Here is a 24,285-nt window from a genome sequence, read left to right on the forward strand (position 1 = left end):
CTTTTAATGATAATGGTGGTCATGTTGAAAATCTAAGCAATCTTCATACATCAGCATAATTTCCTTTTCGCTCATTTTTTGGATTGCTTGCTCAGCCTCTTTTTTAGTTTTAAAGTTTTCCATGGCTTTTTGAAGTCCGCATTCACAAATTTCTTTACTTCCTTCGGCTCCATTTGATGCCTGAATACAGTCCTTTATGAACTTTTGCTGCTCTGATTCTTTCCAAGATTCTTCTTTACAACTTGTGATAAAGACTAAACCTAAAATGCAGAATATTATTTTCTTCATCTTCTTATTTCTATTAATTTTTTTTAAGCCTTAAAAAAAATCCACTTCTCTATGCAAAGAAATGGATTTTTTAGAATAAATTAAATTTTATATTCTACTCAGCAACTTCAGGACTAGCTTTTACACCTGCATAACTGACATTGAAGGCTTGTGAATAGCTTAATTGTTCTTTAATGGCTTGTACGTAACCTACTTTTGCATTTTTATCAATCGTAAGTTGCGTTATCAATCCGTATTCCATTAAATCCTGTCCACTTCTTTTGCTATTTTCATCTCCAATCCAAGCTCGTATATCATTGATTTGCGCTGGCTTATCATTTAGTAACAATAGGAAATCTTGAGGGTATTGGGATTTATTCTTCGGAACTCCTAAATAAAGATATGCAATCATATCTCTTTTCATGATTTTATTCATTGCACTTGCTTTGGGCATTTCTATTTTGATGAACTCATCATAACTAGATTGTCTAATGCTCGTAGCAATCATGAAGAAAAACAAAAGCATAAAGATAATATCTGGAAGTGCTGCAGTTGATGGCTGCGGTAAATCACCTGTTTTGTTGTCTTTAAATTTTCCACTCATAATTTTGAAATTTATTGTGATGCATCTGTCGGTTTAGGTTCAGCAATGATTTTAGGATATTTTGAATTAGCATCTTGAATGATTGCATTATCACCTTCCGTTTTACTTTTCGATGAATTAGGTACAACCGTTGCCCAATCTCTATTGTAAGCTCTTTTCACATAAGCAGCTTTTAAGTCCTCATAAGCGGCTTCTATCTCGCCTTGTAATGCCATGTAATCTTCCCAGTTGGTTCCTTTATCAAATTTGATGGAGACTACCGCTTGTTCTGGGTGAAGAGACAATCTAGGGTCTCTGTTTCCTTGGCAGTAATTACATGGTTGACCTTCAGCATTTGTTCCACCACCATTATCTACATGTTTTTTTACAAGCTCTTTTACTTCTATAATGTTAATTTGTCTTACCACATCAGGGTCTTCCTTATAAAGAATTTGCCCAAATGCATTTGCTACAAACTCAATGGCATTTCTTTGATCAACTTCAATTGGCTGAGTATTGACGTGATTCAAATCTGGCAGTTGCCTTTGAATCCCTTCAGACTTCTCCATAGAAGATGCAATAAGAAAGAACGTTAATAGCAAGAACGCAATATCCGCCATTGAACTTGCATTAATTTCTGGTAATTTTTTTTGTGCCATTGTTTTTAATTCTTTAAGATTTAAGTAATCCTATTACGGTATCATAGACCATATATAAAATAGCGATGATTAACAAAGTCAATGTCGCTATGATACCAGTTCCTATCAATTTCGAAGTCATTCCACCTTCAAAAACTTCTCCTGTGCCAAATACAATATCTTCACTTCCTGAAAATATAAATCCTATCACAAGAGCGACCAAAACTGCTCCAAATACTCTAATAGCTTCCCCCATGTGTGTTGGATGTTTTATAACATCAACTACTTTATAAACTACAAAAAGTAAAAAAGCAATAAATAAAGCTATTAAAGTAATCCAAATAATCATGCTTACAGCCCCTTTATTAGGGTCCCATACCACTTCTGGGTCTAGAGAACCAGGCGTGGCTATTACATACACTCCACTTGCTGCTGCAAGAAAAGCGAATATGTATAAAAGGATATTTCCTATTGATTTCATTTTGTCATTTTTTTTGATTCGTTCTCTTATTTTCTGTATCTCACTAAGATATCCATTATGCTGATAGAAGCGTCTTCCATTTTGTTAACGATACTATCTACCTTAGCTGTAAGGTAGTTATAGAAAATTTGAAGGATAATTGCTACAACCAAACCTGCCAATGTAGTTAACAAAGCTACCTGAATGTTACCTGCCATGTCTTGCGCTTGCACCGATCCACTCTTAGCGATGTCTTGGAACGCCATTACCATACCAACTACTGTTCCCATGAAACCAAGCATCGGGGCAATAGCGATGAATAGTCCAATCCAAGAAAGGTTTCTCTCCAATCGGCCTACCTCTACACCTCCGTAGCCTACAACGGAACGCTCTACGTCATCAAAAGGTTGATTATCACCAACTCTAGTCAATGCCTGATATGCGATAGAAGCAACAGGCCCTTTTCTATCTCTCGCCACATCTTTTGCGCTTTCAATGCCTCCATTATTTAAAGCCTCTTCGATTTCGTCTAATAATTTATCTGTGTTCACATCCGCAGAATTCAAATATAGCATTCTCTCTATAGCGAAAGCCAAACCTAAAATTAAACAGATCAAAGGAAGTGTCATCCAAAAAGGACCACCCATTACGAAAAATTCCTTCAATAAATAAATAGGCCCACCGCTGGACTCCGTTGTCACAACCACATCTGTTGTTTCTTGTAAAATGGTTGAAAATGTTGCCGCATTCGCTTGAACTGTAGTTAATGCAATTCCGGCCATAGCTAAAAGTGAAAATTGTTTTTTCATATGCTAAAATTTAATTCTAAAATTTATTTAGTTAACTAATTTATTTTTTCCTTTTCTTGCGGAGAAGAAGGGATTCGAACCCTCGATCCGCTTTCGCGGAAACACGCTTTCCAGGCGTGCGCCTTAAACCACTCGGCCACCTCTCCCTTTATTCATTTTCTTCTTTGCCTATGCGATTTCATTCTGCCAAATTAAACAAAATTATTTAGTTTGAAAAATTTTAATCTATTCAAAACACTCTCCAAATAAATTTTTTGTGAAATCCAACTTGAAATTAGTATGATTTTCTGACTTTGCTAGCAAATGCATTGATTTAACTAGCGCCGTCTCTGTGGTCATGTTTTTCCCGCTTATAGCACCGATTTCCTGCCATTTTTTGCTACTCCCATACTTTCCTAAACTCACGCTCCCACCAACGCATTGACTCAAAATGATAATGTACATTCCTTTATTTATTTTTTTTTCTAAAGCCTTAAAAAATTTTGGATAATTAAATATGTTCCCACTTCCGTAAGCTTCTACCAGCAGACATTGAATCTTTGAACTTTCCAACAAGTGCAATAAAATTTCTTCTTGCATTCCTGGGAAAATTTTAATCAACATCACTTGGCTAGACATGTCTCTGTAGTATTTTAATTCTTGACTCGGTTTTTTTTTCAGCAACAGGTGTTCATTCACCTCCATTGTAATTCCAGACTCGCCCAAGGGCGGAAAGTTGGGAGAATCAAAAGCATCAAAATGATTGGCATTAATTTTTGTCGCTCGGTTGGCTCTATACAATTTATATTCAAAATAAATGGCAACCTCTTGAATTTGCGATTCACCCAATTCATTTTTCAGTGATGCGAAGTAGATAGAGCTGATTAAGTTCTCTTTAGCATCCGTCCTCAAATCTCCCACTGGTAATTGTGAGCCCGTCAAGATGATAGGTTTCGTTAAATTCTGTAGCATAAAACTCAAAGCAGAGCCAGTATATGCCATCGTGTCTGTGCCGTGCAATACCACAAAACCATCATAGTCTTGGTACTCAGCAAAAATTTTATCAGCGATTTTCTGCCAATACTCTACATTCATCTCCGAGCTATCGATGATTTGCTCAAACTCAAAAATGGTGATTTTTACTGGAATTTGCTTCAGCTCTGGAATATGCTGCGCAATGTTATTGAAATTGAAGGGCTCTAGCGCTCCCGTCTCAAAATTCCTGCTCATCCCGATGGTTCCTCCCGTGTAAATTAATAATATTTTAGATTTCTCTGTCCTTTGCACACCTCAATATTAAAAAATTTCACATTAATTTTAGGTTAAATTTTTTAAGGCTTGAAAAAATAATTTGTGGCATGATATTTTCCCATTTACTACTAATATAAATTAAAAATTTGAATTTTATGGGATTTTTTTCATTCATTAAAGATACTGGCTCAAAATTATTCGGGACAGAGGATAGTGCAGAGCAAAAAGCACAAAAGGTGAAAGAACATTTAAGTCAATACAACTTTGATTTATCTGGCGTTAACCTCAATGTTGATGGAGATACTGTTACTCTAAGCGGAAAAGCTAAAAATATTGATGAGAAACAAAGAATCCTTGCAACAGCTGGTAATGTAGAGGCAATCACTCATGTGAAAGATGATTTAACTTTAACTGAGCCTTTAAAAATTGAAATTCCAGATATCCAAAAAACTATGTATACAGTGAAATCTGGGGATACTTTGTCTAAAATTAGCAAAGAGGTTTACGGTGATGCAAATCAATACAATAAAATCTTTGAAGCAAACCGCCCAATGCTCTCTGATCCTGATGAAATTTACCCTGGGCAGGTGTTGTATATTCCTCAAGCTTAATTTTTTAAGCCTTATTAAAATACCGTAGCAGAATTACTCTCGTTCTGCTTTTTTTATTTCTAAAAAAAACTTTAAAAATTCATGAAATTATATGACGACAAAAATTTATAAAATCAACGGTATGCAATGTACTGGCTGTGCTGATAGCATTGTAGAAAATATCAAAAAAATAGAAAATGTAGCCGATGCTAATGTCGATTTTGATTCTAAATCCATGAGTATTACAGGCTCTCCTGATGAGGAGGTGATTCAAAAAGTGGTGGAAGGTTTAGGCTATTCGCTCCAAAACTAAGCGGCTGCTTGAGTTTTAACGAAATATTTATATTTGTACAGACGTTTATTTTTTAATTTTAAGAACTTTATAGCATGAAAACAGCTCTGATTAGCGTTTCAGACAAAACCAATATTGAGTATTTTGCTCAGAAATTAATTGAAAACAACTACCGCTTGCTTTCCACTGGTGGAACTTATCATCATTTGAAAAAAGGTGGCTTAGACGTGACGGAAGTTGCTGAAATCACTGGGTTTCCTGAAATTCTAGACGGACGCGTAAAAACTTTGCACCCTCACATCCATGGTGGGATTTTGGCAAGACGCTCAAAACCAGATGATTTAACTAAATTGCAAGAACTAGGTATTGGCACGATAGATTTAGTCGTAGTAAATCTTTATCCGTTTTTTGAAAATGCTGATAAAAATCTAACCGATAGTGATTTGGCTGAATTTATCGACATTGGTGGACCTACCATGTTGCGCTCGGCGGCAAAATCTTATTTTGACGTTGCTGTCGTGACGGATTTAAACGACTACGGCAAAATTATTCAAGAATTAGAAGAAACAAAAGAAATTTCGTTCAACACAAGAAAGACCTTAGCGGGGAAAGTTTTTAATCTAACTTCTGCTTACGATGCAGCTATCGCAAAAAAATTACTGAATGAAGATTTTCCGGAATATTTTAATCTTTCTTATAAAAAACATTCTGTTTTGCGCTACGGAGAAAATCCCCACCAGTCTGCGGCTTATTACACTGCGACTACAGGCGGCGGCTCATTAAAGGATTTTGAGCAAATTCAGGGTAAAGAGTTATCTTTTAATAATTTGAGGGATTTCGACTTGGCTTGGAATGTAGTCAGAAGCTTTAAACACACAGCTTGTTGCGCTGTGAAACACAGTACGCCTTGTGGTGTTGCTTTAGATGAAAATTTACTAAAGGCTTACAAAAAAGCACATGATGCTGACCCAATCTCTATTTTTGGTGGAATTGTGGCTTTTAACCGAAAAGTGACCAAAGAAGTTGCAGAGAAGTGCAACGAAATTTTCTTGGAAATTGTTGTGGCGCCAGATTTTGAAAAAGAAGCTCTCGATGAATTTTCTAAAAAGAAAAATCTAAGGCTTATAAAAATTCGAAATTTTGAGCAGACCAAAACCAGCATCATCCCAGTAGATGGTGGATTACTGGTTCAAGATAAAGATCTTGCCTTCACGCAACAATTTGACCTAGTGACCGATAGAAAACCAACACCTCAACAACTGGAGGATTTAAAGTTTGCCTTGCAAGTCATCAAAAACGTGAAAAGCAATGCCATTGTAGTGGCAAATCAACTGCAAACCTTGGGCATTGGCACAGGGCAGACCAATAGAATCTGGGCAGCACAACAAGCCATCAATAGAGCAAAAGAAAAGCGTGAAGATGGTTTAGTTTTGGCATCAGATGCGTTTTTCCCCTTCCCAGATGTGGTAGAATATGCAGCAGAACAGGGCATAGAAGCTATTATTCAGCCTGGAGGAAGTTTGAATGATCCTAAAGTCATCGAGAAAGCAAATGAACTGAATATTGCGATGGTAGTTACAGGAATGAGACATTTTTTACATTAAGATTTAAATTTAGAAAAAACATATGCGAGTATTAATTATTGGCTCTGGCGGGCGTGAGCATGCCATAGGTTGGAAAATCAAAAAAGATAACCCCGATGCTGAGTTATTCTTCTCTCCTGGGAATGGAGGAACAAAAGATTTAGGCGAAAACGAAGAACTTGTTTCAATAGAAGAAGCAAAAAATTTTGCAGAATCTCAAGGTATTGGCTTGACTATCGTTGGACCTGAAGCTGAGCTAGTAGAAGGCATTGTAGATGTTTTCAAAAATGCTGGTTTAAAAATTTTTGGCCCGAATCAAAAATCAGCTAAATTGGAGGGGAGCAAAGCCTTCTCCAAAGAATTTATGACGAAATACGGCATCAAAACAGCCGAATCAAAAACTTTTCGGCATTTTATCGATGCACAAAAACACATTGAAAATTTAGAGGAGTTCCCAGTCGTCATCAAGGCCAGCGGATTGGCTGCGGGGAAAGGTGTCGTCATCGCTGAAGATAAATTCATGGCAGAATCTACCATTCGTAAAATCATGGTCGATGGTGAGTTTGGTGATGCTGGCAAAGAGATCGTGATAGAAACTTTCCTAAAGGGTTTTGAATGTTCTATTCTTTCCATTTTTAATGGGTCTACAATTACACCCTTCATTACAGCAAAAGATCATAAAAAAATCAATGAAGAGGATAAAGGCTTGAACACTGGCGGAATGGGCGTTGTTGCTCCTAACCCGAGTTTCACTGAAGCTCATATGCAAGATTTCACAAAAAATATTCTTATCCCTACTCAAAAAGGTTTGATAGAAGAAAAAATGAAATTTGCTGGAGTTATTTTCTTTGGATTAATGGTCACAGAAAATGGTGTTTACCTTTTAGAATACAATATGCGCTTTGGCGACCCTGAAGCCGAAGCTCTGCTTCCTTTGCTCAAAAATAATTTACTAGAAGTCATTAAAGATTCCATCGCAGGAAAAGAATTAAAACTAGAATGGGAAGATCAACATTCTTGCTGCGTGGTAATGGCCAGTGGCGGCTACCCAGGAAATTATGAAAAAGGATTTCAAATCAGAGGTTTAGAGAATGTAGAAGCACCATTATTTCTTGCCGGAGTCAAGCAAACTAATGGAAAATATTACACCGATGGCGGCCGCGTACTCAATGTAGTAGGTTTAGGAAAAGATTTAGAAGAAGCTCGAAATATCGCCTATAAAAATATTCAAAAAATTAATTTCGACTTTGAGTACTATCGTGAAGATATTGGTAAATCTATATAAATGCTAAGGAAATTCATCAAAGGGATTCTCATCATTCTCATTCTCCCATGGGTTTATGGAATTCTTTTAAATTTCATTTACCCGCCTGTTACCATTACACAAATCAGTAATCTACTGGCGGGTTATTCTTTAAGGCGCAACGATCTCTCTTCTGAAGAAATCCCGAACTATGCGCGCTGGGCTTTGGTAGCTGCTGAAGACCAAAACTTTGCACAACACAAGGGCTTTGATTTCGATAGTATGAAAAAGGCTTTTGAAAATAACCAAAAGGGTAAAAAATTGCGCGGTGGTAGCACCATTAGTCAGCAAACGGCAAAAAACATCTTTGCATGGCAGGGAAGAACCTATTTGAGGAAAGCAGTAGAAGCCTATGCAACATTTATTTTGGAAACTGTAACCTCAAAAAAAAGAATTCTAGATTTATACCTCAACTCTGTAGAAATGGGAAAAGGCGTTTATGGTATTGAAGCAGCAGCTCAATATTATTTTAAAAAAGAAGCCAATCAACTGACTGATTTAGAGATTTCTAAAATTATAGCGGCTCTACCTAGCCCAAAAAGATATAATGTCAATCCTGCGAGTAGCTATATCAACAAACGAGCTTCTTGGATTCAAAGAAATGTAAGAAATTTGAAAGGCAATACTGAGTTGAAAAAGATTTTAGAATGAAATATTTGCTTTTTTTTCTAAGCCTTATATTTTTTTTTAGCTGTAAAAATATACCTGAAAAAAGCCCAAAAGATTTTGCAATTCAAAATACAACTAGCGGCAAAGTTCTGCTAAGATTTCACCCAAAATTGAATGACCAGCTGGAAATGATGACGCTTTTCCTAGTCGATCGTCCCGGAGATAAAAACAGCAAGCTTGATCTTTCTTTGGAATATAAAATGCGAATCACAGCTACAGAAGACAGCCTCTACACCTACACTATCGATATGCAACGAGTGATTTTAAATTCTGAGATAGACGGCCTTGCGCTGAAATATGATAGCAGTAGAGAAGACAATGGACTGGCACAAGTTTTGGGGGAACAAATCAAGCCAATTTTAGCTAGCCAATTCACTCTTCAAATTACCGATAAGGCGGAAGTGAAAAACATCGAATGGCAAAACCAAAAGATTGGTTTACCCTTTGACCAAATGGCTTTTTCTTCTATCGCCATTCCTTTGCCCAATGAGCCAGTAGGCGTAAAAGACCAATGGAAAGAAGAAATAAATGTGAACGGAATCACTACTGAAATGGTGTTTAAAGTTGAAGAAATTACGCCCAACGAGGTGAAAATAAACCTTCACGGCAAAGAAAAAGCAAAGGAATCAACTAAACTTGATGGCTACTATGTCTTAGATAGAAAAACCAGTTTTACTAAGTCTGGCGAAATCAATATTTATTTAAAAAAAGAAAGGCAAATGCAAATCATTTTTAAAGCTTTATAAAAATTTTTAAAGGCTTAAAAAATCTGCCTCAAATCAAGATAAGTTTTTTATAATTTCCTTAAACCCTAAATTCAATTGGTCGTATTTTAACAACCAAATCTCGTTTGGCAATACACCACGAGTTAATTTTTCCTTTTATATAGCGGGACTGTGCTGCAAGCCTCTCCGTACATCAAAGATTTTACGTAGGGCTGAATTTTTTGCACTAAATCCAAATATCGCTCTTGCTGAATCTTTAATTTATTACATCCTTTGATTATAACTCGTTCATTTTCAAATCTTTGAGAATCTAAATTTTCAATTAAAAATTTTAAAACCTCATCCAGCGGGTCTAAATTCTCTTTGTGAGTGAAAACAACTTTCTTTGCCACTGGCTGAAGGTAAGTTAGCGGTAAAAGAAAAGCCCAACCAGGTAGGATGGCATCTGCAGAGCAATACAAATGCACGAATTTGCCCCGAAAATCATTCCAACAAAAACCTTTCAGCTCTTCTCTGAAGTTCTTTTCCTTCAGTAGGACATCTTCCAACAAAAAATTTTTTAAATCAAAATCAGCCCATTCCGCTTTTTCTCGTCGGTATAATTCTTCTAAGTCAATCGTTATCAGTCCACTATTAGCAACACGGTTTTTTATTTCCATTTTACGAAAAATTTTTTAAGGCTTAGAAAAAATATTCAACCGCCCGCAGTACATTGGTAAAAAAGTTGCCTAAAAACACTCCCTCCTTATTTTATTCAACTGATTTTCAATTAAATAAAATAAAAAAGCAACTTTGGGATGAAGTTACAAAAAAGTTTTGAATGAATTGCGCTCAAATTCAGAAAATGATAATTTTTATTTTAAAAGAAATTTTACGTAGCTTAAAATCAATTCAATAACTCATAATAAATTTGTGTTTCAATGGGGCTTAAATAATCTAGTAATAAATCTTGCCTGAGAATGTAAGAAATGTGTGGTTTTTTATGAAAAGTTATTTTAAGATTAATCTTTTTAATCAAAAAAAATTATATTAGCCCGATTTTTAAAATTTCAAATTATGGAAACAAATAACTGGCTTAAAGCTTTTGACCGCCCATTGACTATTGCGGGCCCTTGCAGTGCTGAAAGCGAAGCTCAAATGTTGGAAATCGCAAGGAGTTTACCAAAAGATAAGGTGGAAGTTTTCAGAGCTGGAATTTGGAAACCGAGGACAAAACCTAATTGTTTTGAAGGCGTCGGTGCCATTGGGCTCAACTGGTTGTCTAAAGTTAGAGATGAGTTTGGCTACAAAATCTCAACAGAAATTGCGAATGCTAATCACGCCAAATTGGCTTTGGAATATGATGTAGATATATTGTGGATTGGTGCGAGAACTACGGTAAATCCCTTTCAAATTCAAGAGATTGCAGAGGCTTTACGTGATACTGATAAAATTGTTTTGGTCAAAAATCCTATAAATCCTGATTTAGAGCTTTGGATTGGTGCTTTGGAACGACTCAACGGGCAAGGTATCAAGAACTTAGGTGTGATTCATCGTGGTTTCTCCACTTACAAAAAAGATAAATACCGAAATCAGCCTCAATGGCAAATCCCATTGGATTTAAAAAATCGTTTACCTGAAATTCCTATTATTTGCGACCCTTCTCACATTGCTGGTAATCGAGAGCTAATTCACGAGATTTCGCAAAAGGCGATGAATTTTGGCTTTGAAGGTTTGATGATAGAAACTCACGTAAATCCTGATGAAGCATGGAGTGATGCTCAGCAACAAATTACCCCCGAGCGTTTAGATGAAATTTTAAAGGCTTTAAAAATTCGAGAGGAAAGCGACCCTGATAAAGATTTTCACGTTCAGCTAGAGAGTTTGAGAAATCAAATTGATGATACCGATACGCGAATTCTTGATATGCTCTATGAGCGAATGGATATTTCTAAAAACATCGGTATGCTGAAAAAAGAACGTAATGTGACGGTTTTTCAACCAAAACGTTGGCAAAACATTCAAGAGCAAATATTAGAAAAAGCGAGTAAACACGGACTTTCTGAGGAGTTTGTAAATCGATTCTTGACGGCGGTTCACCAAGAATCTATTAAAATTCAAAACCAAATCATGGGCGAAAATTAATTGATGAGAGGATTAGTTACAAAATCAACTGGCAGTTGGTACCAAATTCAGGCTGAAAATGGCCAAAAATATGAGGCCAGAATTCGAGGGAAATTCCGCTTAAGTAATATCAAACACACCAATCCTATTGTTGTGGGTGATTTCGTTGATTTTGAATTAGATAAAGATAATATTGCCGTGATTACTAATATCCAAAAAAGGCAAAATTACATCATTCGTAAATCTGTGAATTTATCTAAAAAAACCCACATCATTGCCAGCAATGTTGAGCTTGCGGTTCTCTTGGCTACCGTCAACCATCCTCGCACTTCTACGGGATTCATCGACCGATTTTTAGTCACAGCAGAGGCGTATCATATTCCTGTTTTGATTGTTTTTAACAAATTGGATTTATATACCGAGAAAGATTTAGAAATTTTTAAAGCCTTGGAAAATTTGTACGAATCTATTGGCTATGAAGTTTTGGCCGTTTCTGCCAAAAAAAATAAAGGCTTAGAAAATTTAAAGGAATTTCTAAAGGATAAAACAAGCGTTTTCAGTGGGCACTCTGGGGTTGGGAAGAGCACTTTGGTGAATCAGCTTCATCCTGATTTGAATTTGAAAACTAAAGATTTAAGCGATTTTAATAAAAAAGGACAACACACCACTACTTTTGCACAATTATTCTCTTGGCCATTTGGTGGAAACATTATCGACACCCCTGGCATTAAAGAACTTGGTTTAGTTGACTTTGAAAAAGAAGAAATTCAAGATTATTTCCCTGAAATCTTCGAGCGAAAATCTGATTGTAAATTTCATAATTGTCTTCATACCACCGAGCCACAATGTGCTATAAAAAATGCTGTTGAATTAGGTGAAATTGAAGCATCGAGGTATGACAGTTATTTAACTTTTTTGGAAGAAGCTAAAGAGCATGAGAACGATTATTCAAAGAGTTAAGCACGCAAAAGTCAGTGTAAGGCAAGAAATTATTGGTAAAATTAATACTGGTCTGCTGGTCTTGGTTGGTTTTGAATCAAAGGAAACTCAAGAAGATTTTGACTGGATGATAAAAAAAATCACTCAGCTCAGAATCTTTAATGATGAAAATGGGATGATGAATCTTTCTGTTCAAGAAATCGGCGGTGAAGTGCTGATTGTAAGCCAATTCACACTGCATGCCAATTGCAAAAAGGGCAATAGACCGTCTTATATTCGCGCAGCTAAACCCGATGTCGCGATTTCATATTATCAAAAACTAATTACTGAAATGGAATCTGCTTTGGGGAAAACGGTGCAAACAGGGAAATTTGGTGCAGATATGCAAGTGGAATTACTAAATGATGGTCCGGTAACGATTATTCTAGATTCTAAACAAAAAGATTTTTAAATCTAACTAATCAGTAAAATAAATATTTAACTTTTCACCAAGTTAAACCTCTCTTTTTTTAACAAAGCTGATAATTGTCTTTTATAATTATCCGTATTAATTTCCTTTGTCCCTTGACTGTGTAGATTCACTTCAAAACCTTCGTCCAAAGCATCTAAAATGGTATAATAAACACAAAAATCGGCTGCCAAACCTACTACGTCTATACTCATCACGTTTTGTGCTTTTAGGTATTCGGCCAAATGCGTGGATTTCTGATGGTGATTGTCGTAAAAAGCCGAATAACTATCGACTTCAGGGTTCATACCTTTTCTAAAAATGGCTGCCACTTGAGGAATTTCTAAAGCCTTAGAAAATTCTGCTCCTTCTGTTCCTTGCACACAATGGTCTGGCCAGAGGATTTCTGTATTTCCTTGCCATGCTATGCTTTCAAAAGCTTTTTTACCCACATGCTGAGATGCAAAACTTTTGTGCTGCGGTGGGTGCCAGTCTTGTGTGGCTACAACCAAATCATAATCACTCACTATGCGATTGATGTACGGTATGATTTCATCACCTCCAGCAACTGCTAAAGCTCCGCCAGGCAAAAAATCATTCTGAATATCAATGATTAATAGGGTTTTCATTAATTGAAGATTAGATTATAAATGTCATTCCCAAAGATGAAAATCATCAGACCGATTAAAATCACAGCTCCTACCATTTGCATGATTTCCATAAATTTATCACTTGGTTTGTGCCCCGTAATCATTTCATAAATGGTAAATAATGCGTGCCCGCCATCTAAACCCGGAATTGGCAAAATATTGACAAAAGCCAACCATGCCGAGAGTAGAGCTGTAAATGACCAAAAGAAAGTCCAATCCCAAGTGGTTGGCATGGCTCGTGCAATGCCAATCGGGCCAGATAAATATTTGGTCGCTTCTCCTTCCAATTTCCAAAGCATCCCGATGGATTGCACTTGGCTGGTAATCGTAGCAAAAGTTTTTTCTACGCCTTTGCCAATGGATTCAAAGAAGTTGAATTCTCTGATGTCAATAATATTATCCATTTTCATTGCTGGGGAAAATCCGATTTTACCCTCTGCATTTACTCGAATATCTACTGTTTTGGCTTGATTCCCACTTTCCACCTGCAGTTGAATCGTCTGATTTTTGTGTGTAGAAATTTCTTTTACAATACCACTCCATCCGTTGACAGGTTTTCCATTAATTGCTTTTATTGCATCACCTTTAGCTAAATCAGATTTTGATGCAGGTAAATTCGGTAAAATTGAATCAACAAAAATCTGAACGTTTGGCGTAAAATACTGTCCTTTAGCTTCCAGCATCTCCACTTGGTCTTGCTTTTTGATGGGCAGATGCACTATTTCATTACCTCTCTTCACGTCCAATGTTCCGCCGTCGATCAAAGCTTTCATACTAATTTTTGCTAAGTCATCATATCTCTCTCCATTCACCCCCACGGGAGTATCACCAGGCAGCATGCCCAAATCTAGCTGAGCGCTATCTACTACCACTCCATTTTCTAATTTATTAACGTTCACAAAGTTTTCTCCATTCGTAAAAGTTAGAACCGAAAAAATAAGAATGGCTAAAATTAAATTGACAAAAATCCCCGCCAACATGATGATTAACCGCTGCCATGCTGGCTTGGAACGGAACTCCCAAGGTTGTGGGGGTGATTTCATTTGTTCCTTGTCCATGCTCTCGTCTATCATCCCAGCAATCTTCACATACCCGCCGAGCGGCAACCAGCCAATCCCATAAACGGTGTCTCCGATTTTTTTCTTAAACAACGCAAATGAAACGTCGAAAAACAAAAAAAAACGCTCTACTTTGGTCTTAAAAAATCTTGCCGCAGCAAAATGACCTCCCTCGTGTAAAATAACTATAATCGACAATATAAGAATCAGCTGTATAGCCTTAATCAATCCGTCCATAAAATTCAGAAATGTATTTAAACCTGCAAAAGTAGTAATTTTATAAAAATTTTTTTTAAGGCTTAAAAAATTTCTATTCAAAATCTGTTCAAAAAATATAATTTAGATTAAATTAAAATTATTATATTTGTAATCAAAGTAAAACGTATTGTCACATTTATCTGATTTAAAAAGAGGCGAAAAAGCAAGAATTATTGGCTTCACGACAGACAATATTCCTGCTAAGTTAATGGAATTAGGTTTGATGCCAGGTGCAGAAGTGGAGTATAAATGTGCTGCTCCGTTCAATGGCCCGATTTGCATCAAACTTTGCCAAAACCACTGTAAACTCGCCCTTAGAAAATCAGAAGCGCAGCAATTGTTGATAGAAAAAGTAGTCTAAATCATGGCGCCAAAAATAGCACTGATTGGAAACCCCAATGTAGGGAAATCTACTCTATTTAATTACATCACTGGTCTAAAACAAAGAGTCGGGAATTACCCTGGCACTACGGTAGAAAAACGAATAGCTAAAATTAAAGTTAAGGGCAAAGATTTCACTATTTATGACTTCCCAGGAACCTATTCATTATACCCTAAATCGGCTGATGAGGAGATTGTTTTTGATGTTTTAAGCCAACCTCAACACCCTGATTTTCCTGATAAAGTTGTGGTAATTGGTAGCCCGAGTAACCTGAAACGAAGTTTGGTTCTTTACCAGCAAGTGAGAGATATGGGATTGCCTGTGATTTTTGTCCTCAATATGGTAGACCAAGCTGCGGCAAAGAATATTAAAATTCAAGAAAAAGAGATTGAGCTTTTCACTGGAGAAAAATTAATTCAAACCGCTGCACGTAGCGGGAAAGGTGTTGATGAGCTTTTGGCTAGATTCTCAAGGGATTTCCCCGTTTTTCAAGAAAATTATGAAATTCCAGCCAATTATGCTCCTGCTGTTCAGGAAATTAAAGAAAAATTAAATTTAACCCGAGATTATATCGCTTGGCAAATTTTAGCCCAAGGGAGAAATTCTTTTTTAGCAGTTCAAGATTTTAATTTTCTAAAAACTTTGCAGGAAAAACATAAAATTATCTCTGCTCGACTGCAAGTAAAGGAAACTATTGATAGAAACGAGCTCCTTGACCCTATTGTCAATAAATCTATTATCTCGCCCAAAAGTGATAAACCAGATTTGAATGAAAAATTAGATCAAATTTTTACACACCCCGTCCTAGGTTATATCATCTTTTTTGGTATTTTAATTTTAGCATTTCAAGCCATTTATTCTTGGGCCGAACTCCCAATGAATTACATCGATGGGCTTTTTGCTTTCTTCCAAAATGAAATCGGAACATTATTAGGTGACAGCCCCTTAGCTCAGCTGATTTCCAATGGATTAATTCCTGGCATTGGGGGTGTAGTCATCTTCATTCCACAAATCTTTATCTTAATTTTATTTCTTTTAATTTTGGAAGAATCGGGCTACATGAGCCGAGTGGTTTTCTTGATGGATAAATGGATGAAACCATTTGGCCTAAGCGGAAAATCAGTGGTGCCATTGATGTCTGGTGCGGCCTGTGCCATCCCAGGAATCATGGCAGCCCGTAATATCGAAAACACAAAAGAACGACTCATTACGATTTTGGTAACACCTTTTATGACGTGCTCAGCTCGGTTGCCAATCTACGCCATTTTAATTGCTCTGGTAATACCTAAAACCAAAATTGGTTTTTTTAACCTGCAAGGTTTAGTTTTGATGGGACTTTATTTGATTGGTATCATTGCAGCTTTGCTTTTTGCTTTTGTTTTGAAAAAAAGGATTTCTTCACCTTACAAAAGTTACTTGGTCATGGAAATGCCCGACTATAAAATCCCACATTGGAAGAATATTTTGCTAGGGCTAATTGAAAAAGTCTCTGCATTTGTCTTCGGTGCAGGTAAAATAATTTTATCAGTCAGTATACTTCTATGGGCAATGGGCTCTTGGGGATTTTCCGAAACTTATCAAAACGCTGAACAAATTGTTGAGGTTCAAGCAACTCAAAATGCTTGGAACGAAACTGAGAAAGAACATCACTTAGAGTCTTTAAAATTAGAACATTCTCTGCTAGGGAATATAGGGCATTTTATAGAGCCTTTCTTTAAGCCATTGGGTTACGATTGGAAAATCAGCATTGGCGTTTTATCTTCTTTCACGGCTCGTGAGGTTTTTGTAGGGACAATGGCTACAATTTACAGCTTGGGCTCAGAAACTGAGGATGAAAACACCATTGTTCAGCGGATGAAAACAGAAAAACGCCCTGATGGAACGCCCGTTTTCTCTTTAGCAACAGGTGTTTCGCTCATGGTCTTTTATGCTTTTGCCATGCAATGCCTCAGCACCTTGGCAATTGTACAAAGAGAAACACGCACCTGGAAATGGCCACTAATCCAGTTTGTAATGATGTCTTCTTTTGCTTATCTTATGGCGTATTTAAGCTATCAATTTTTTAGTTAATTAGCTCCTCTTAAAAACAAGAAAAATATTGATACTCAAAAAACTGAATCGCTAAAAAAGTTATTCAACATTTCAAGAAGTCACGGGAAACAATATCAATATAACGCCTGCAACTATGGGGCATTTAACTCGATAATGAATAAATAGAAATCATTCTTTTAACACTTTCTATCAAAATCTTATTCTCACATTATTCTCACATTATTCTCAACTTTGAAAAGTCAATTTGAAGAGATATTTTTAAAAGCATGGAATAACTACTCTGGTGAGTAGCAAAAACAAGATGAGATGTGGTCGTTTACAATTCCTGTAGCCTGCAAAAAAGCATAAACCGTTGTGCTCCCCACAAATTTAAATCCTCTTTTTTTTAAGGCTTTAGAAATTTCATCAGAAAGCGGCGTATTTGCAGGAATTTCATCTCCCCTCTCCCAATGATTTTTGACAACTTCCCCTTCGGTGAAACCCCAAATAAATTTAGAGAAACTACCAAATTCACTTTGAATTTCAATGAATTTTTGAGCATTGTTGATTGCTGCTCTGATTTTCCCTTCGTGGCGAATAATACCTTTGTTTTGCATCAACTCGCTCACTTTTTCTTCAGAATAATGAGCTATTTTTTCATAATCAAACGCATCAAAAGCCTGCCTGAAATGCTCTCTTTTTTTCAAAATAGTCAACCAATTCAACCCCGCTTGGAAACATTCTAGCACCAAAAACTCAAAAAACGTATGCTCATCCTTTACTGGGACGCCCCACTCGTGGTCATGATATTGAATGTACAAGGCGTCTTCCGTTACCCAATGGCATCTTTTTTTCAAGGGTTTAAAATTTTATTCGATTTTCTAAAGGCTTAGAAAATTTAGTATTATTTTCAACCTCCCAGCCGTAAATTTTAGCTAATAAATAAATCTCTTCTAAGTTTTCAAACAACTGCTCTTGAGCTTGTCTGCTCAGTTCAGTATAGTCAATTTCCTTCTCCACAGCCAAGATAGCACGTTTTTTTATGGCATTTAGTTCTTCTTTACTAAACTGATTGAGCTTGCTCTGTTTCATTTCAAAAAAATCAACATCGGGAAAAGTTTCTAGCTTCAAATCAGGAATTTCATTAATGATGATTTTCTGATTGATTGAATCCATTTCAATCTTCATTGCCGATAAATCATAGCTTGCCTGCACACGCAAATCAACTTTCAAAAGCAAATTCTTGTCAAAAGAAATTAAATTCCCAAAGTAAGAATTACTGCTTTTGTGCGAGTAAAAATTGGCATAATTTTGCTCAGCAACCACCAATTTATTCAGTCGTTGAATCCCATAAGCGATGGTAGAAGAAGCTTCTGCCACGTTCTGCTTTTTTTGATTCCCAAAAATAAAGTAAGCCACGCCTACACCGATAAGGAATATGATAATATATCTAATGTAACGTATCATCAGTCTGCGTAATGAGGTGTTTGCGGATTCCCGTTTACGATGTCTTGAATGTCTTGCTCGAGTGAATGGATAGGGCTCTCGACGATACGTGCAACTTCTTTCCCGTTTTGATGAAAAATAAATGTAGGAACGTGCGTGATTTTTTTACCTTTTTCTGCATCTAGCCCTGTTTCTTTCTTTCGATTAACGGCGTAGAGTTTCACCTTTTTGGCGGGATAATTGGCCGTTTCAAGAATTCTGAAAAAAGCAGGAACTTCGCGGTGGCTGTCTGGACACCAAGTGCCCATAAAGACTTCAATATCATATTTTTTTAAAGCCTTTTTAAAATTTTGAATCAAGTCTTCATTCAGCTCGTGGTAGCGGTGATTTTCGGCATACCAAGGCGCAAAATCTTTTAATTGCTCTTTTGAAACCTGCCCGACAAGCATTCCATCGATTTCTTTTGAAGTAAATTTGTGCGCTTGTTTTTGTGTTTTTTTAACTGATTGACAATTCCAAAGAGAAAAAGTGACAAGGGCTAAAGTAAACGAGGCGACAGAAAATCGCAGAAATCTATTTTTTTTCATAAGGCTTAAAAAATCTTTGTTCAATTAAAGATTTCAAATTTAATTCCAAATTTATGAATTAGAAAAAAATAGAAAACCTCGATGAAAAAAATTTTATCGAGGTTTTGTTGGTGAATTTTTTAAGGCTTAAAAAAAATTAAGCAAATAAAAGCACTAGCATACTCGCCGTGACGATACGGGCGATGGTCACCAGCGGATAAATCTGTGCATAACTTTGTATCGGGATATCACTGTCTAGATAATTGGTGCTAAAAGAAAGTGCCGCTGGATCGGTATAAGCGCCGCTCATGATTCCTGCCAGCTGCAAGAAGTTGATTTTTAGGAAAAATCGACCTACGATGACCATGGTGAACAGTGGAATCAATGTGATGGCAGAACCGTAGAGTAGGAAAGTCCAGCCGTTGAATGCGATAAAGTTGTCATAGAAACCATCGCCCGCATGCACTCCTACCGCAGCAAAAAATAGTGCGATACCTAAATCTTTCATGAAGTGAATGGCGCCATTGTTAATATAAGAATGAATAAATTTAATGCCTCCGTAGCGGGAAATGAGTAATGCAACAATCAGCGGACCAGCGGCGAAGCCTAGTTTTAAAGGAACGGGTAAGCTTGGGATAGCGATTGGGATAGAACCTAAAACGATTCCTAAGAATAATCCGCCAAAGAGTGATAAAAAGTCAGGTTCTACTAATTTTTTCTCTTGATTGCCGATGATTTTACCTGCTTCGTTGATGGCATCTTCTTTCCCGATGACTTTCAAAACATCGCCGTAATAAAGCTCTAAACTTGGGCGAGGTAAAATTTCTCTTCCTGCACGGAAGACGCGCGTGATTTTCAAATCATACGTATTGTAAAGGTCAAGTTGAGAAAGCTTTTTGTGAACTGCTTTGGGATTGGTCACGTATATTTTTTTGTCAACAATTTCAGAGTCACTTTCAATGAAAGAATCAGAAGAAAGTCGTCCAACTTTTTGGATGAAATTACTTAAATCCTCTTCTTTCCCCTCAAGCATCAAAACATCTCGGAGGCTTAGTTTTGTCTCGAGCATCGGGGCTACAACTTCTTTTTGCCCGCTACGCTTGATGCGAGAAACAATAATTCCTTCGCCAAATTCTTTTTGTAAATCTTCAATGCTTTTACCCAAGTAAGCCTCGTTGGTTACCCTCATTTTTCTAGGAATCAAAGGATTCTCACAATTGATTTTTGACATTCTAAAGAGGCGCATCTCTTTTACGGTTTCAATTTTTAGTAATACTTTCACTAAGATAATACTGCCTATAATGCCAAAAACGCCCAGTGGGTAAGTAATAGCATAGCCAATCGCAGGGTCGTCAAAAGTTCGGCCTGGGAAAGAATCTTTAAGCTCCGCTATCGTGTTTTTAGCGGCTCCGAGCCCAGGCGTATTGGTAACAGACCCACTCATGATTCCCACCATGTTTTCAATAGAAAGTCCAGTGGTAAGGTATAGAATAAAAGTGATGATACCAGATAAAAATACGGTAGAAACGGCCAAAATATTAAATTTTAAACCTTCACTTTTAAATGAAGAAAAGAAAGATGGCCCTACCTGAATACCAATTCCATAGACGAAAAGAATCAAACCAAAATCTCGGATGAAATCTAAAATGGATTCTTCTATCCGATAGCCCAAATGCCCCAAAAATAGACCAGTGAACATAACGGCAGAAATTCCAAATGTAATTTTACCAAATTTTAATCGACCTAAGAAAACGCCAGTGCCTATGGCCAGCATGATGGTGATGAGCGATTGCCCGATAGAGGGATTTTCTACAGGGAATAGCAGTGAGGTTAGCCAATCAAACATTCTTTTTATTTTAATGAATTCAAGTGCAAATTTAGGTGAAGTTCTTACAAGAAAATATTAAAATAAGCTGAATTATGTTATGAAAATTTAATTTTCATTTCAGTAAAAATTTTTAAAGGCTTAGAAAAAATGAGATGATGTGAAATTTGAGTGACGAATAAGATAATTTCAACCATAGAACTTAAAAACTTTTTTGGTTTCTTGAGTTTTCAACCTATATTTGCAATCGATTTTATAAAAATGAATAAAGAAATTATAGTCAAAGAATCGGCAAGAATGTTTTATGAAGCAGGGTTTAAGACGGTGACAATGGATGACGTTGCAAACCAACTGGCTGTTTCTAAAAAAACGCTTTATGAAGTTTTTGGGAGTAAAGAACAGTTGATTTCAGAAGTTTTGGAAGATGAGTTTGAAGCGATTCAAAATCAATTTCAGCAGATTCAAGCGCAGGATTTGAGTGCGATAGAGGAGCTAATGTTGCTGAGAAAGTATATCGCTCAAAAATTTAATGGCAGACAGTACTAAGCGTGTACATTCCAATTGCAGCGGTATTATGGGCAACTGTACCGAAAGATTTTTATTGCTCAAAATCATAAAATCGTTGAAGAATTAGCTCAAAATTTCCAGAAAGGATTGATGCAAAACATTTACCGAAAGGAAGTTGTGCCACGTGTTTATGCTAAGCTTTTTTTGGAACTTCAGAATTCAATTAAAACTGGTTTGGAATTGAACAAAGAGGTGGATGCGCAGTATAGTTTTGCTGATATTCATTCAGATATTTTCATAAGAGGGATTTTATCTTCGAAGGGCTTAGAAAAATATAAACAATTAATTCAAGACAAATGAGAAAAACATTGAAAATCGTTTTTTTACTGATATTTTCAGTTCATTTTGCGCAAGAAAAACCTTTAAGGTTTTCTTTACAGGAAGCCATTGATTATACATTAACTCATAATTATGATTTGCTTATAGCCGCCAATAATATTGAAAAAGCTCAAAAGAAAATATGGGAAAACACGGCCATCGGGTTACCACAAATTAACGGGAATGTAGATTATAATTATAACATAAATCGCCCGTTAATCTTCTTGGGTGATACGCTAAAATTTGAAGCTGGGCAGCAAAAGACTTTATCTGCCAACGTTCAGGCATCTCAATTGCTGTTCAGTGGCTCTTATCTTGTGGGGTTGCAATCTGCAAAGGCTTTTAAGCAAATTTCTGTCATGAGTAAAGAAAAAGCAGAATCGGAATTAAAGCAAGCCGTTATAAATGCTTATGCTGCGGTAATTATTGCTGGCGAAAATTTAAAGATTTTAGAGAAAAACGTGAAAACAGGTGAAAAAAATCTTCATGATATCAAAGAAATCTATAAAGCTGGTCTAGGAGAGGAACAAGCCGTAGACCAAATGAGCTATAATCTGTTGAGTTTGAAGTCAGCAAAGGATTATGCGACAAGACAAAAGGAAAACGCATTGAATTCTTTAAAGTTCATTATGGGGCTGAATCAAAATAAAGCTGCCGTTCTTACGACTTCACTAGAAGAAATCATTCAAGAAGACTTAATAGAAATTCATGAGAATAAAGATTTTAACCTGAAAAATCACATCGATTATCGTTTGGCAAAGCATCAAGTAACGCTCAATGAGCTGCAAGTAAAACACCAAAAATCAATGGCTTTGCCAACGCTCAGCACCTTTTTGCAACATTCCCATAATTGGTCTACCAATGATGCGAGCCTTTTCAATAAGTTTGAAAATCATTACCCTTCTACCATCTGGGGGCTAAGATTAGAAGTTCCTATTTTTAGTTCATTGCAAAGAAGGGCTAAAACACAACAGGCTAAAATTGAATTGGAAAACGCAGAAATTGAGCGAATTAAAACGGAGCAAAAACTTATACAAGAGGTTAAAAATGCTTATTTGAATTATGAAAATGCATTGGAACGCTACCAAATCAATCGCCAAAGAGTGGAGCTGACAAGAAAAATATTCGGAAAAGAACAAATTAAATATTTTGAAGGTTTGTCTTCTAATATGGATTTGACTAATACTGAATTTCAAATGTATGAGGCTGAAAACGAATACATTTCATCAGCCCTAGAGTTAATTACATCTAAAACAGCGCTATACCAAGCTTTAGGAAAATACTAGATAAATCAAAATCAAAAAAATGAAAAAAATAGCCATCATATTTTTAGCCATCTTTGCGATGTCTTGTAAAAATAAACAGGAAAGATCTTTAGATGAATTAATGAACAGCAAAGATGTTAATGCTTTAAAAATTAAACAAACGAACCTTCAAGAGCAATCTGATAGCTTGCAGAACTTAGCGGCAAGAATTGCTGAAAAGATTGCAGAATTAGACCCCCAAGCATCTAAATTAGTGAAGTTTCAAATAGCAAAAGACACGTTATATAATCACTTTATAAAACTACAAGCCAATATTGAAACGGACCAAGATGTGAGTGTAACTCCTGAATTTGGTGGTGTTTTGAGGCTTTTGGTGAAAGAAGGACAATATGTGCGAAGCGGGCAACTCATTGCTACAATTTCAGACGGTGGCTTGAGCGAGCAAGTCAATCAAGCTAAAATTCAAGTAGACCAAGCAAAAGCTCAATTGCAACAGGCTGAGATTCAGAGGGATTTAGCGAAAACCACTTTTGAGAAACAACAAAGTCTTTGGAATCAAAAAATTGGTTCTGAAATGCAGTTCCTACAAGCGAAAACAAATTATGAAACGACTCAAAAACAAGTCTTAGCCGCTAAGCAACAAGTCTCAGCTGCTCAGCGTGGTGTTTCTGGTGCTGAATCACAATTGGCGAAAACTAGACTCAAGGCTCCATTCAGTGGAAGAGTAGAACAAGTTATTACACAAAACGGGCAAGCTGTGGCTCCAGGCACGCCAATCATTCGTTTGGTGAACCCTGCTGGTGTGAAAGCCGTAGCCAATGTCCCTGAAAATTATTTAACTGCTATTCAGGTAGGAACAAAGGCTATTATTCATTTACCTTCTATTGATAAAACCTTAGAATCTCAAGTTCGCTTAGTAAGCTCTTCGATTAACCCTGCTAACCGAACTTTTCAAGTGCAAGTTCCTGTGCCAGATAAAGATGGTTTGGTGAAACCAAACTTGAATGCAGAATTGCAATTAAATGACTACACAGCAGAAAAAGCGATTGTAGTAGCTGAAACCGTTATCTATGAGGACGCTCAAGGTAAATTTGTTTATGTAGCAGAAAATGTAAATAGTAAAGAAGGTGTCGCAAAAAAATACTATGTAGAAACTGGAGAGGTTTCTAACGGAATGATTGAAATTATTTCTGGAATCAGCGATGGGCAAATACTAATCACAGAAGCTCCTGCTAAATTGAAAGAAGGAGATAAAGTCGAATTATCAAACGTAAAATAAT

At 36.4% G+C, this 24,285-nt stretch carries 28 protein-coding genes and 1 tRNA gene; 15 read left to right on the forward strand and 14 right to left on the reverse strand.

Annotated features, from left to right (window positions below; genetic code table 11):
* Window positions 1-3: 3 nt before the first annotated feature.
* The 7 genes from D5J18_RS01200 to D5J18_RS01230 all read right to left on the reverse strand — a co-directional run bounded on the left by D5J18_RS01200 (window position 4) and on the right by D5J18_RS01230 (window position 4,023).
* Window positions 4-288: a hypothetical protein gene (locus tag D5J18_RS01200; protein WP_119057196.1), complete on the reverse strand. Its 285-nt coding sequence runs from the start codon at window positions 286-288 to the stop codon at window positions 4-6.
* 94 nt (window positions 289-382) lie between these two features.
* A complete protein-coding gene (locus D5J18_RS01205) occupies window positions 383-871 on the reverse strand; it encodes an ExbD/TolR family protein (RefSeq protein WP_119057197.1) in 489 nt (162 codons plus the stop codon).
* An 11-nt stretch (window positions 872-882) separates the two neighbouring features.
* Window positions 883-1,509 carry an ExbD/TolR family protein gene (locus D5J18_RS01210; RefSeq protein WP_119057198.1) on the reverse strand — a complete coding sequence of 209 codons (627 nt, stop codon included), beginning with the start codon at window positions 1,507-1,509 and terminating at the stop codon, window positions 883-885.
* Between the two features lie 13 nt (window positions 1,510-1,522).
* Window positions 1,523-1,969 (reverse strand): hypothetical protein, encoded by a 447-nt coding sequence (locus D5J18_RS01215; protein WP_133298085.1) that lies wholly within the window; start codon window positions 1,967-1,969, stop codon window positions 1,523-1,525.
* Window positions 1,970-1,995: 26 nt separating this feature from the next.
* Entirely contained in the window at window positions 1,996-2,757 is a 762-nt protein-coding gene (locus D5J18_RS01220; protein ID WP_119057200.1) for a MotA/TolQ/ExbB proton channel family protein, read from the reverse strand.
* 59 nt (window positions 2,758-2,816) lie between these two features.
* Window positions 2,817-2,903 (reverse strand) — tRNA-Ser (locus D5J18_RS01225).
* Window positions 2,904-2,982: 79 nt separating this feature from the next.
* On the reverse strand, window positions 2,983-4,023 hold the full coding sequence (locus tag D5J18_RS01230; protein ID WP_260377419.1) for an asparaginase: 1,041 nt from the start codon (window positions 4,021-4,023) through the stop codon (window positions 2,983-2,985).
* Between the two features lie 119 nt (window positions 4,024-4,142).
* Between D5J18_RS01230 and lysM the strand changes: the two genes are divergently transcribed.
* The 6 genes from lysM to D5J18_RS01260 all read left to right on the forward strand — a co-directional run bounded on the left by lysM (window position 4,143) and on the right by D5J18_RS01260 (window position 9,170).
* Window positions 4,143-4,598, forward strand: a complete 456-nt coding sequence (gene lysM / locus D5J18_RS01235) for a peptidoglycan-binding protein LysM (protein WP_119057202.1) — start codon at window positions 4,143-4,145, stop codon at window positions 4,596-4,598.
* A gap of 91 nt (window positions 4,599-4,689) precedes the next feature.
* Complete coding sequence (locus D5J18_RS01240) at window positions 4,690-4,890, forward strand: heavy-metal-associated domain-containing protein (protein WP_119057203.1); 201 nt, start codon at window positions 4,690-4,692, stop codon at window positions 4,888-4,890.
* Between the two features lie 74 nt (window positions 4,891-4,964).
* On the forward strand, window positions 4,965-6,473 hold the full coding sequence (purH, locus tag D5J18_RS01245; protein WP_119057204.1) for a bifunctional phosphoribosylaminoimidazolecarboxamide formyltransferase/IMP cyclohydrolase: 1,509 nt from the start codon (window positions 4,965-4,967) through the stop codon (window positions 6,471-6,473).
* A gap of 22 nt (window positions 6,474-6,495) precedes the next feature.
* Complete coding sequence (gene purD / locus D5J18_RS01250) at window positions 6,496-7,737, forward strand: phosphoribosylamine--glycine ligase (protein WP_119057205.1); 1,242 nt, start codon at window positions 6,496-6,498, stop codon at window positions 7,735-7,737.
* On the forward strand, window positions 7,738-8,406 hold the full coding sequence (gene mtgA, locus D5J18_RS01255) for a monofunctional biosynthetic peptidoglycan transglycosylase (RefSeq protein WP_119057206.1): 669 nt from the start codon (window positions 7,738-7,740) through the stop codon (window positions 8,404-8,406).
* The gene (locus tag D5J18_RS01260; protein ID WP_119057207.1) at window positions 8,403-9,170 is read left to right on the forward strand and encodes a hypothetical protein; all 768 of its coding nucleotides are present in this window, start codon (window positions 8,403-8,405) and stop codon (window positions 9,168-9,170) included. Before mtgA ends, D5J18_RS01260 begins: the two co-directional genes overlap by 4 nt.
* A 122-nt stretch (window positions 9,171-9,292) precedes the next feature.
* Here D5J18_RS01260 and D5J18_RS01265 read toward each other — a convergent pair whose 3' ends face one another.
* Window positions 9,293-9,808 carry a DUF2480 family protein gene (locus D5J18_RS01265; RefSeq protein ID WP_119057208.1) on the reverse strand — a complete coding sequence of 172 codons (516 nt, stop codon included), beginning with the start codon at window positions 9,806-9,808 and terminating at the stop codon, window positions 9,293-9,295.
* Between the two features lie 397 nt (window positions 9,809-10,205).
* Between D5J18_RS01265 and D5J18_RS01270 the strand changes: the two genes are divergently transcribed.
* The 3 genes from D5J18_RS01270 to dtd are packed head-to-tail and all read left to right on the forward strand — an operon-like array spanning window position 10,206 to window position 12,642.
* A complete protein-coding gene (locus D5J18_RS01270; RefSeq protein ID WP_119057209.1) occupies window positions 10,206-11,273 on the forward strand; it encodes a bifunctional 3-deoxy-7-phosphoheptulonate synthase/chorismate mutase type II in 1,068 nt (355 codons plus the stop codon).
* A gap of 3 nt (window positions 11,274-11,276) precedes the next feature.
* Window positions 11,277-12,212, forward strand: coding sequence for a ribosome small subunit-dependent GTPase A (rsgA, locus tag D5J18_RS01275; RefSeq protein WP_119057210.1), 936 nt, complete (start codon window positions 11,277-11,279; stop codon window positions 12,210-12,212).
* The gene (gene dtd, locus D5J18_RS01280; RefSeq protein ID WP_119057211.1) at window positions 12,187-12,642 is read left to right on the forward strand and encodes a D-aminoacyl-tRNA deacylase; all 456 of its coding nucleotides are present in this window, start codon (window positions 12,187-12,189) and stop codon (window positions 12,640-12,642) included. The genes rsgA and dtd overlap by 26 nt, the downstream gene beginning before the upstream one ends.
* A 26-nt stretch (window positions 12,643-12,668) precedes the next feature.
* Here dtd and pncA read toward each other — a convergent pair whose 3' ends face one another.
* The gene (gene pncA / locus D5J18_RS01285) at window positions 12,669-13,268 is read right to left on the reverse strand and encodes a bifunctional nicotinamidase/pyrazinamidase (RefSeq protein WP_119057212.1); all 600 of its coding nucleotides are present in this window, start codon (window positions 13,266-13,268) and stop codon (window positions 12,669-12,671) included.
* Window positions 13,268-14,584, reverse strand: a complete 1,317-nt coding sequence (gene rseP, locus D5J18_RS01290) for an RIP metalloprotease RseP (RefSeq protein ID WP_119057595.1) — start codon at window positions 14,582-14,584, stop codon at window positions 13,268-13,270. Before rseP ends, pncA begins: the two co-directional genes overlap by 1 nt.
* 148 nt (window positions 14,585-14,732) lie before the next feature.
* On the opposite strand from rseP, the gene D5J18_RS01295 reads away from it, so the two are divergent.
* Window positions 14,733-14,966 (forward strand): FeoA family protein, encoded by a 234-nt coding sequence (locus D5J18_RS01295; RefSeq protein ID WP_119057213.1) that lies wholly within the window; start codon window positions 14,733-14,735, stop codon window positions 14,964-14,966.
* Between the two features lie 3 nt (window positions 14,967-14,969).
* Window positions 14,970-17,057 (forward strand): ferrous iron transport protein B, encoded by a 2,088-nt coding sequence (gene feoB, locus D5J18_RS01300; RefSeq protein ID WP_221407260.1) that lies wholly within the window; start codon window positions 14,970-14,972, stop codon window positions 17,055-17,057.
* Between the two features lie 257 nt (window positions 17,058-17,314).
* Here the strand turns inward: feoB and D5J18_RS01305 are convergent, their stop codons facing one another.
* From D5J18_RS01305 to D5J18_RS01320, 4 genes are all read right to left on the reverse strand, one after another.
* The gene (locus tag D5J18_RS01305) at window positions 17,315-17,875 is read right to left on the reverse strand and encodes a DNA-3-methyladenine glycosylase I (protein WP_119057215.1); all 561 of its coding nucleotides are present in this window, start codon (window positions 17,873-17,875) and stop codon (window positions 17,315-17,317) included.
* Window positions 17,876-17,879: 4 nt separating this feature from the next.
* Window positions 17,880-18,485, reverse strand: coding sequence for a DUF4230 domain-containing protein (locus D5J18_RS01310; RefSeq protein WP_260377420.1), 606 nt, complete (start codon window positions 18,483-18,485; stop codon window positions 17,880-17,882).
* A complete protein-coding gene (locus D5J18_RS01315; RefSeq protein ID WP_119057216.1) occupies window positions 18,485-19,051 on the reverse strand; it encodes a thioredoxin family protein in 567 nt (188 codons plus the stop codon). The genes D5J18_RS01310 and D5J18_RS01315 overlap by 1 nt, the downstream gene beginning before the upstream one ends.
* 136 nt (window positions 19,052-19,187) lie before the next feature.
* Window positions 19,188-20,876, reverse strand: coding sequence for a putative transporter (locus tag D5J18_RS01320; protein WP_119057217.1), 1,689 nt, complete (start codon window positions 20,874-20,876; stop codon window positions 19,188-19,190).
* 240 nt (window positions 20,877-21,116) lie between these two features.
* Between D5J18_RS01320 and D5J18_RS01325 the strand changes: the two genes are divergently transcribed.
* Genes D5J18_RS01325 through D5J18_RS01340 form a run of 4 tightly spaced genes read left to right on the forward strand, consistent with a single transcriptional unit; the run spans window position 21,117 to window position 24,284 of the window.
* Window positions 21,117-21,401, forward strand: coding sequence for a TetR/AcrR family transcriptional regulator (locus tag D5J18_RS01325; RefSeq protein ID WP_119057218.1), 285 nt, complete (start codon window positions 21,117-21,119; stop codon window positions 21,399-21,401).
* A 15-nt stretch (window positions 21,402-21,416) separates the two neighbouring features.
* Window positions 21,417-21,722: a hypothetical protein gene (locus D5J18_RS01330; RefSeq protein WP_119057219.1), complete on the forward strand. Its 306-nt coding sequence runs from the start codon at window positions 21,417-21,419 to the stop codon at window positions 21,720-21,722.
* Complete coding sequence (locus D5J18_RS01335; protein WP_119057220.1) at window positions 21,719-23,026, forward strand: TolC family protein; 1,308 nt, start codon at window positions 21,719-21,721, stop codon at window positions 23,024-23,026. The genes D5J18_RS01330 and D5J18_RS01335 overlap by 4 nt, the downstream gene beginning before the upstream one ends.
* Before the next feature lie 19 nt (window positions 23,027-23,045).
* The gene (locus tag D5J18_RS01340; RefSeq protein WP_119057221.1) at window positions 23,046-24,284 is read left to right on the forward strand and encodes an efflux RND transporter periplasmic adaptor subunit; all 1,239 of its coding nucleotides are present in this window, start codon (window positions 23,046-23,048) and stop codon (window positions 24,282-24,284) included.
* The last annotated feature ends 1 nt before the right edge of the window (window position 24,285 follow it).

The sequence above is a fragment of the Candidatus Ornithobacterium hominis genome (genome assembly GCF_900538215.1).
GTDB lineage: Bacteria > Bacteroidota > Bacteroidia > Flavobacteriales > Weeksellaceae > Ornithobacterium > Ornithobacterium hominis.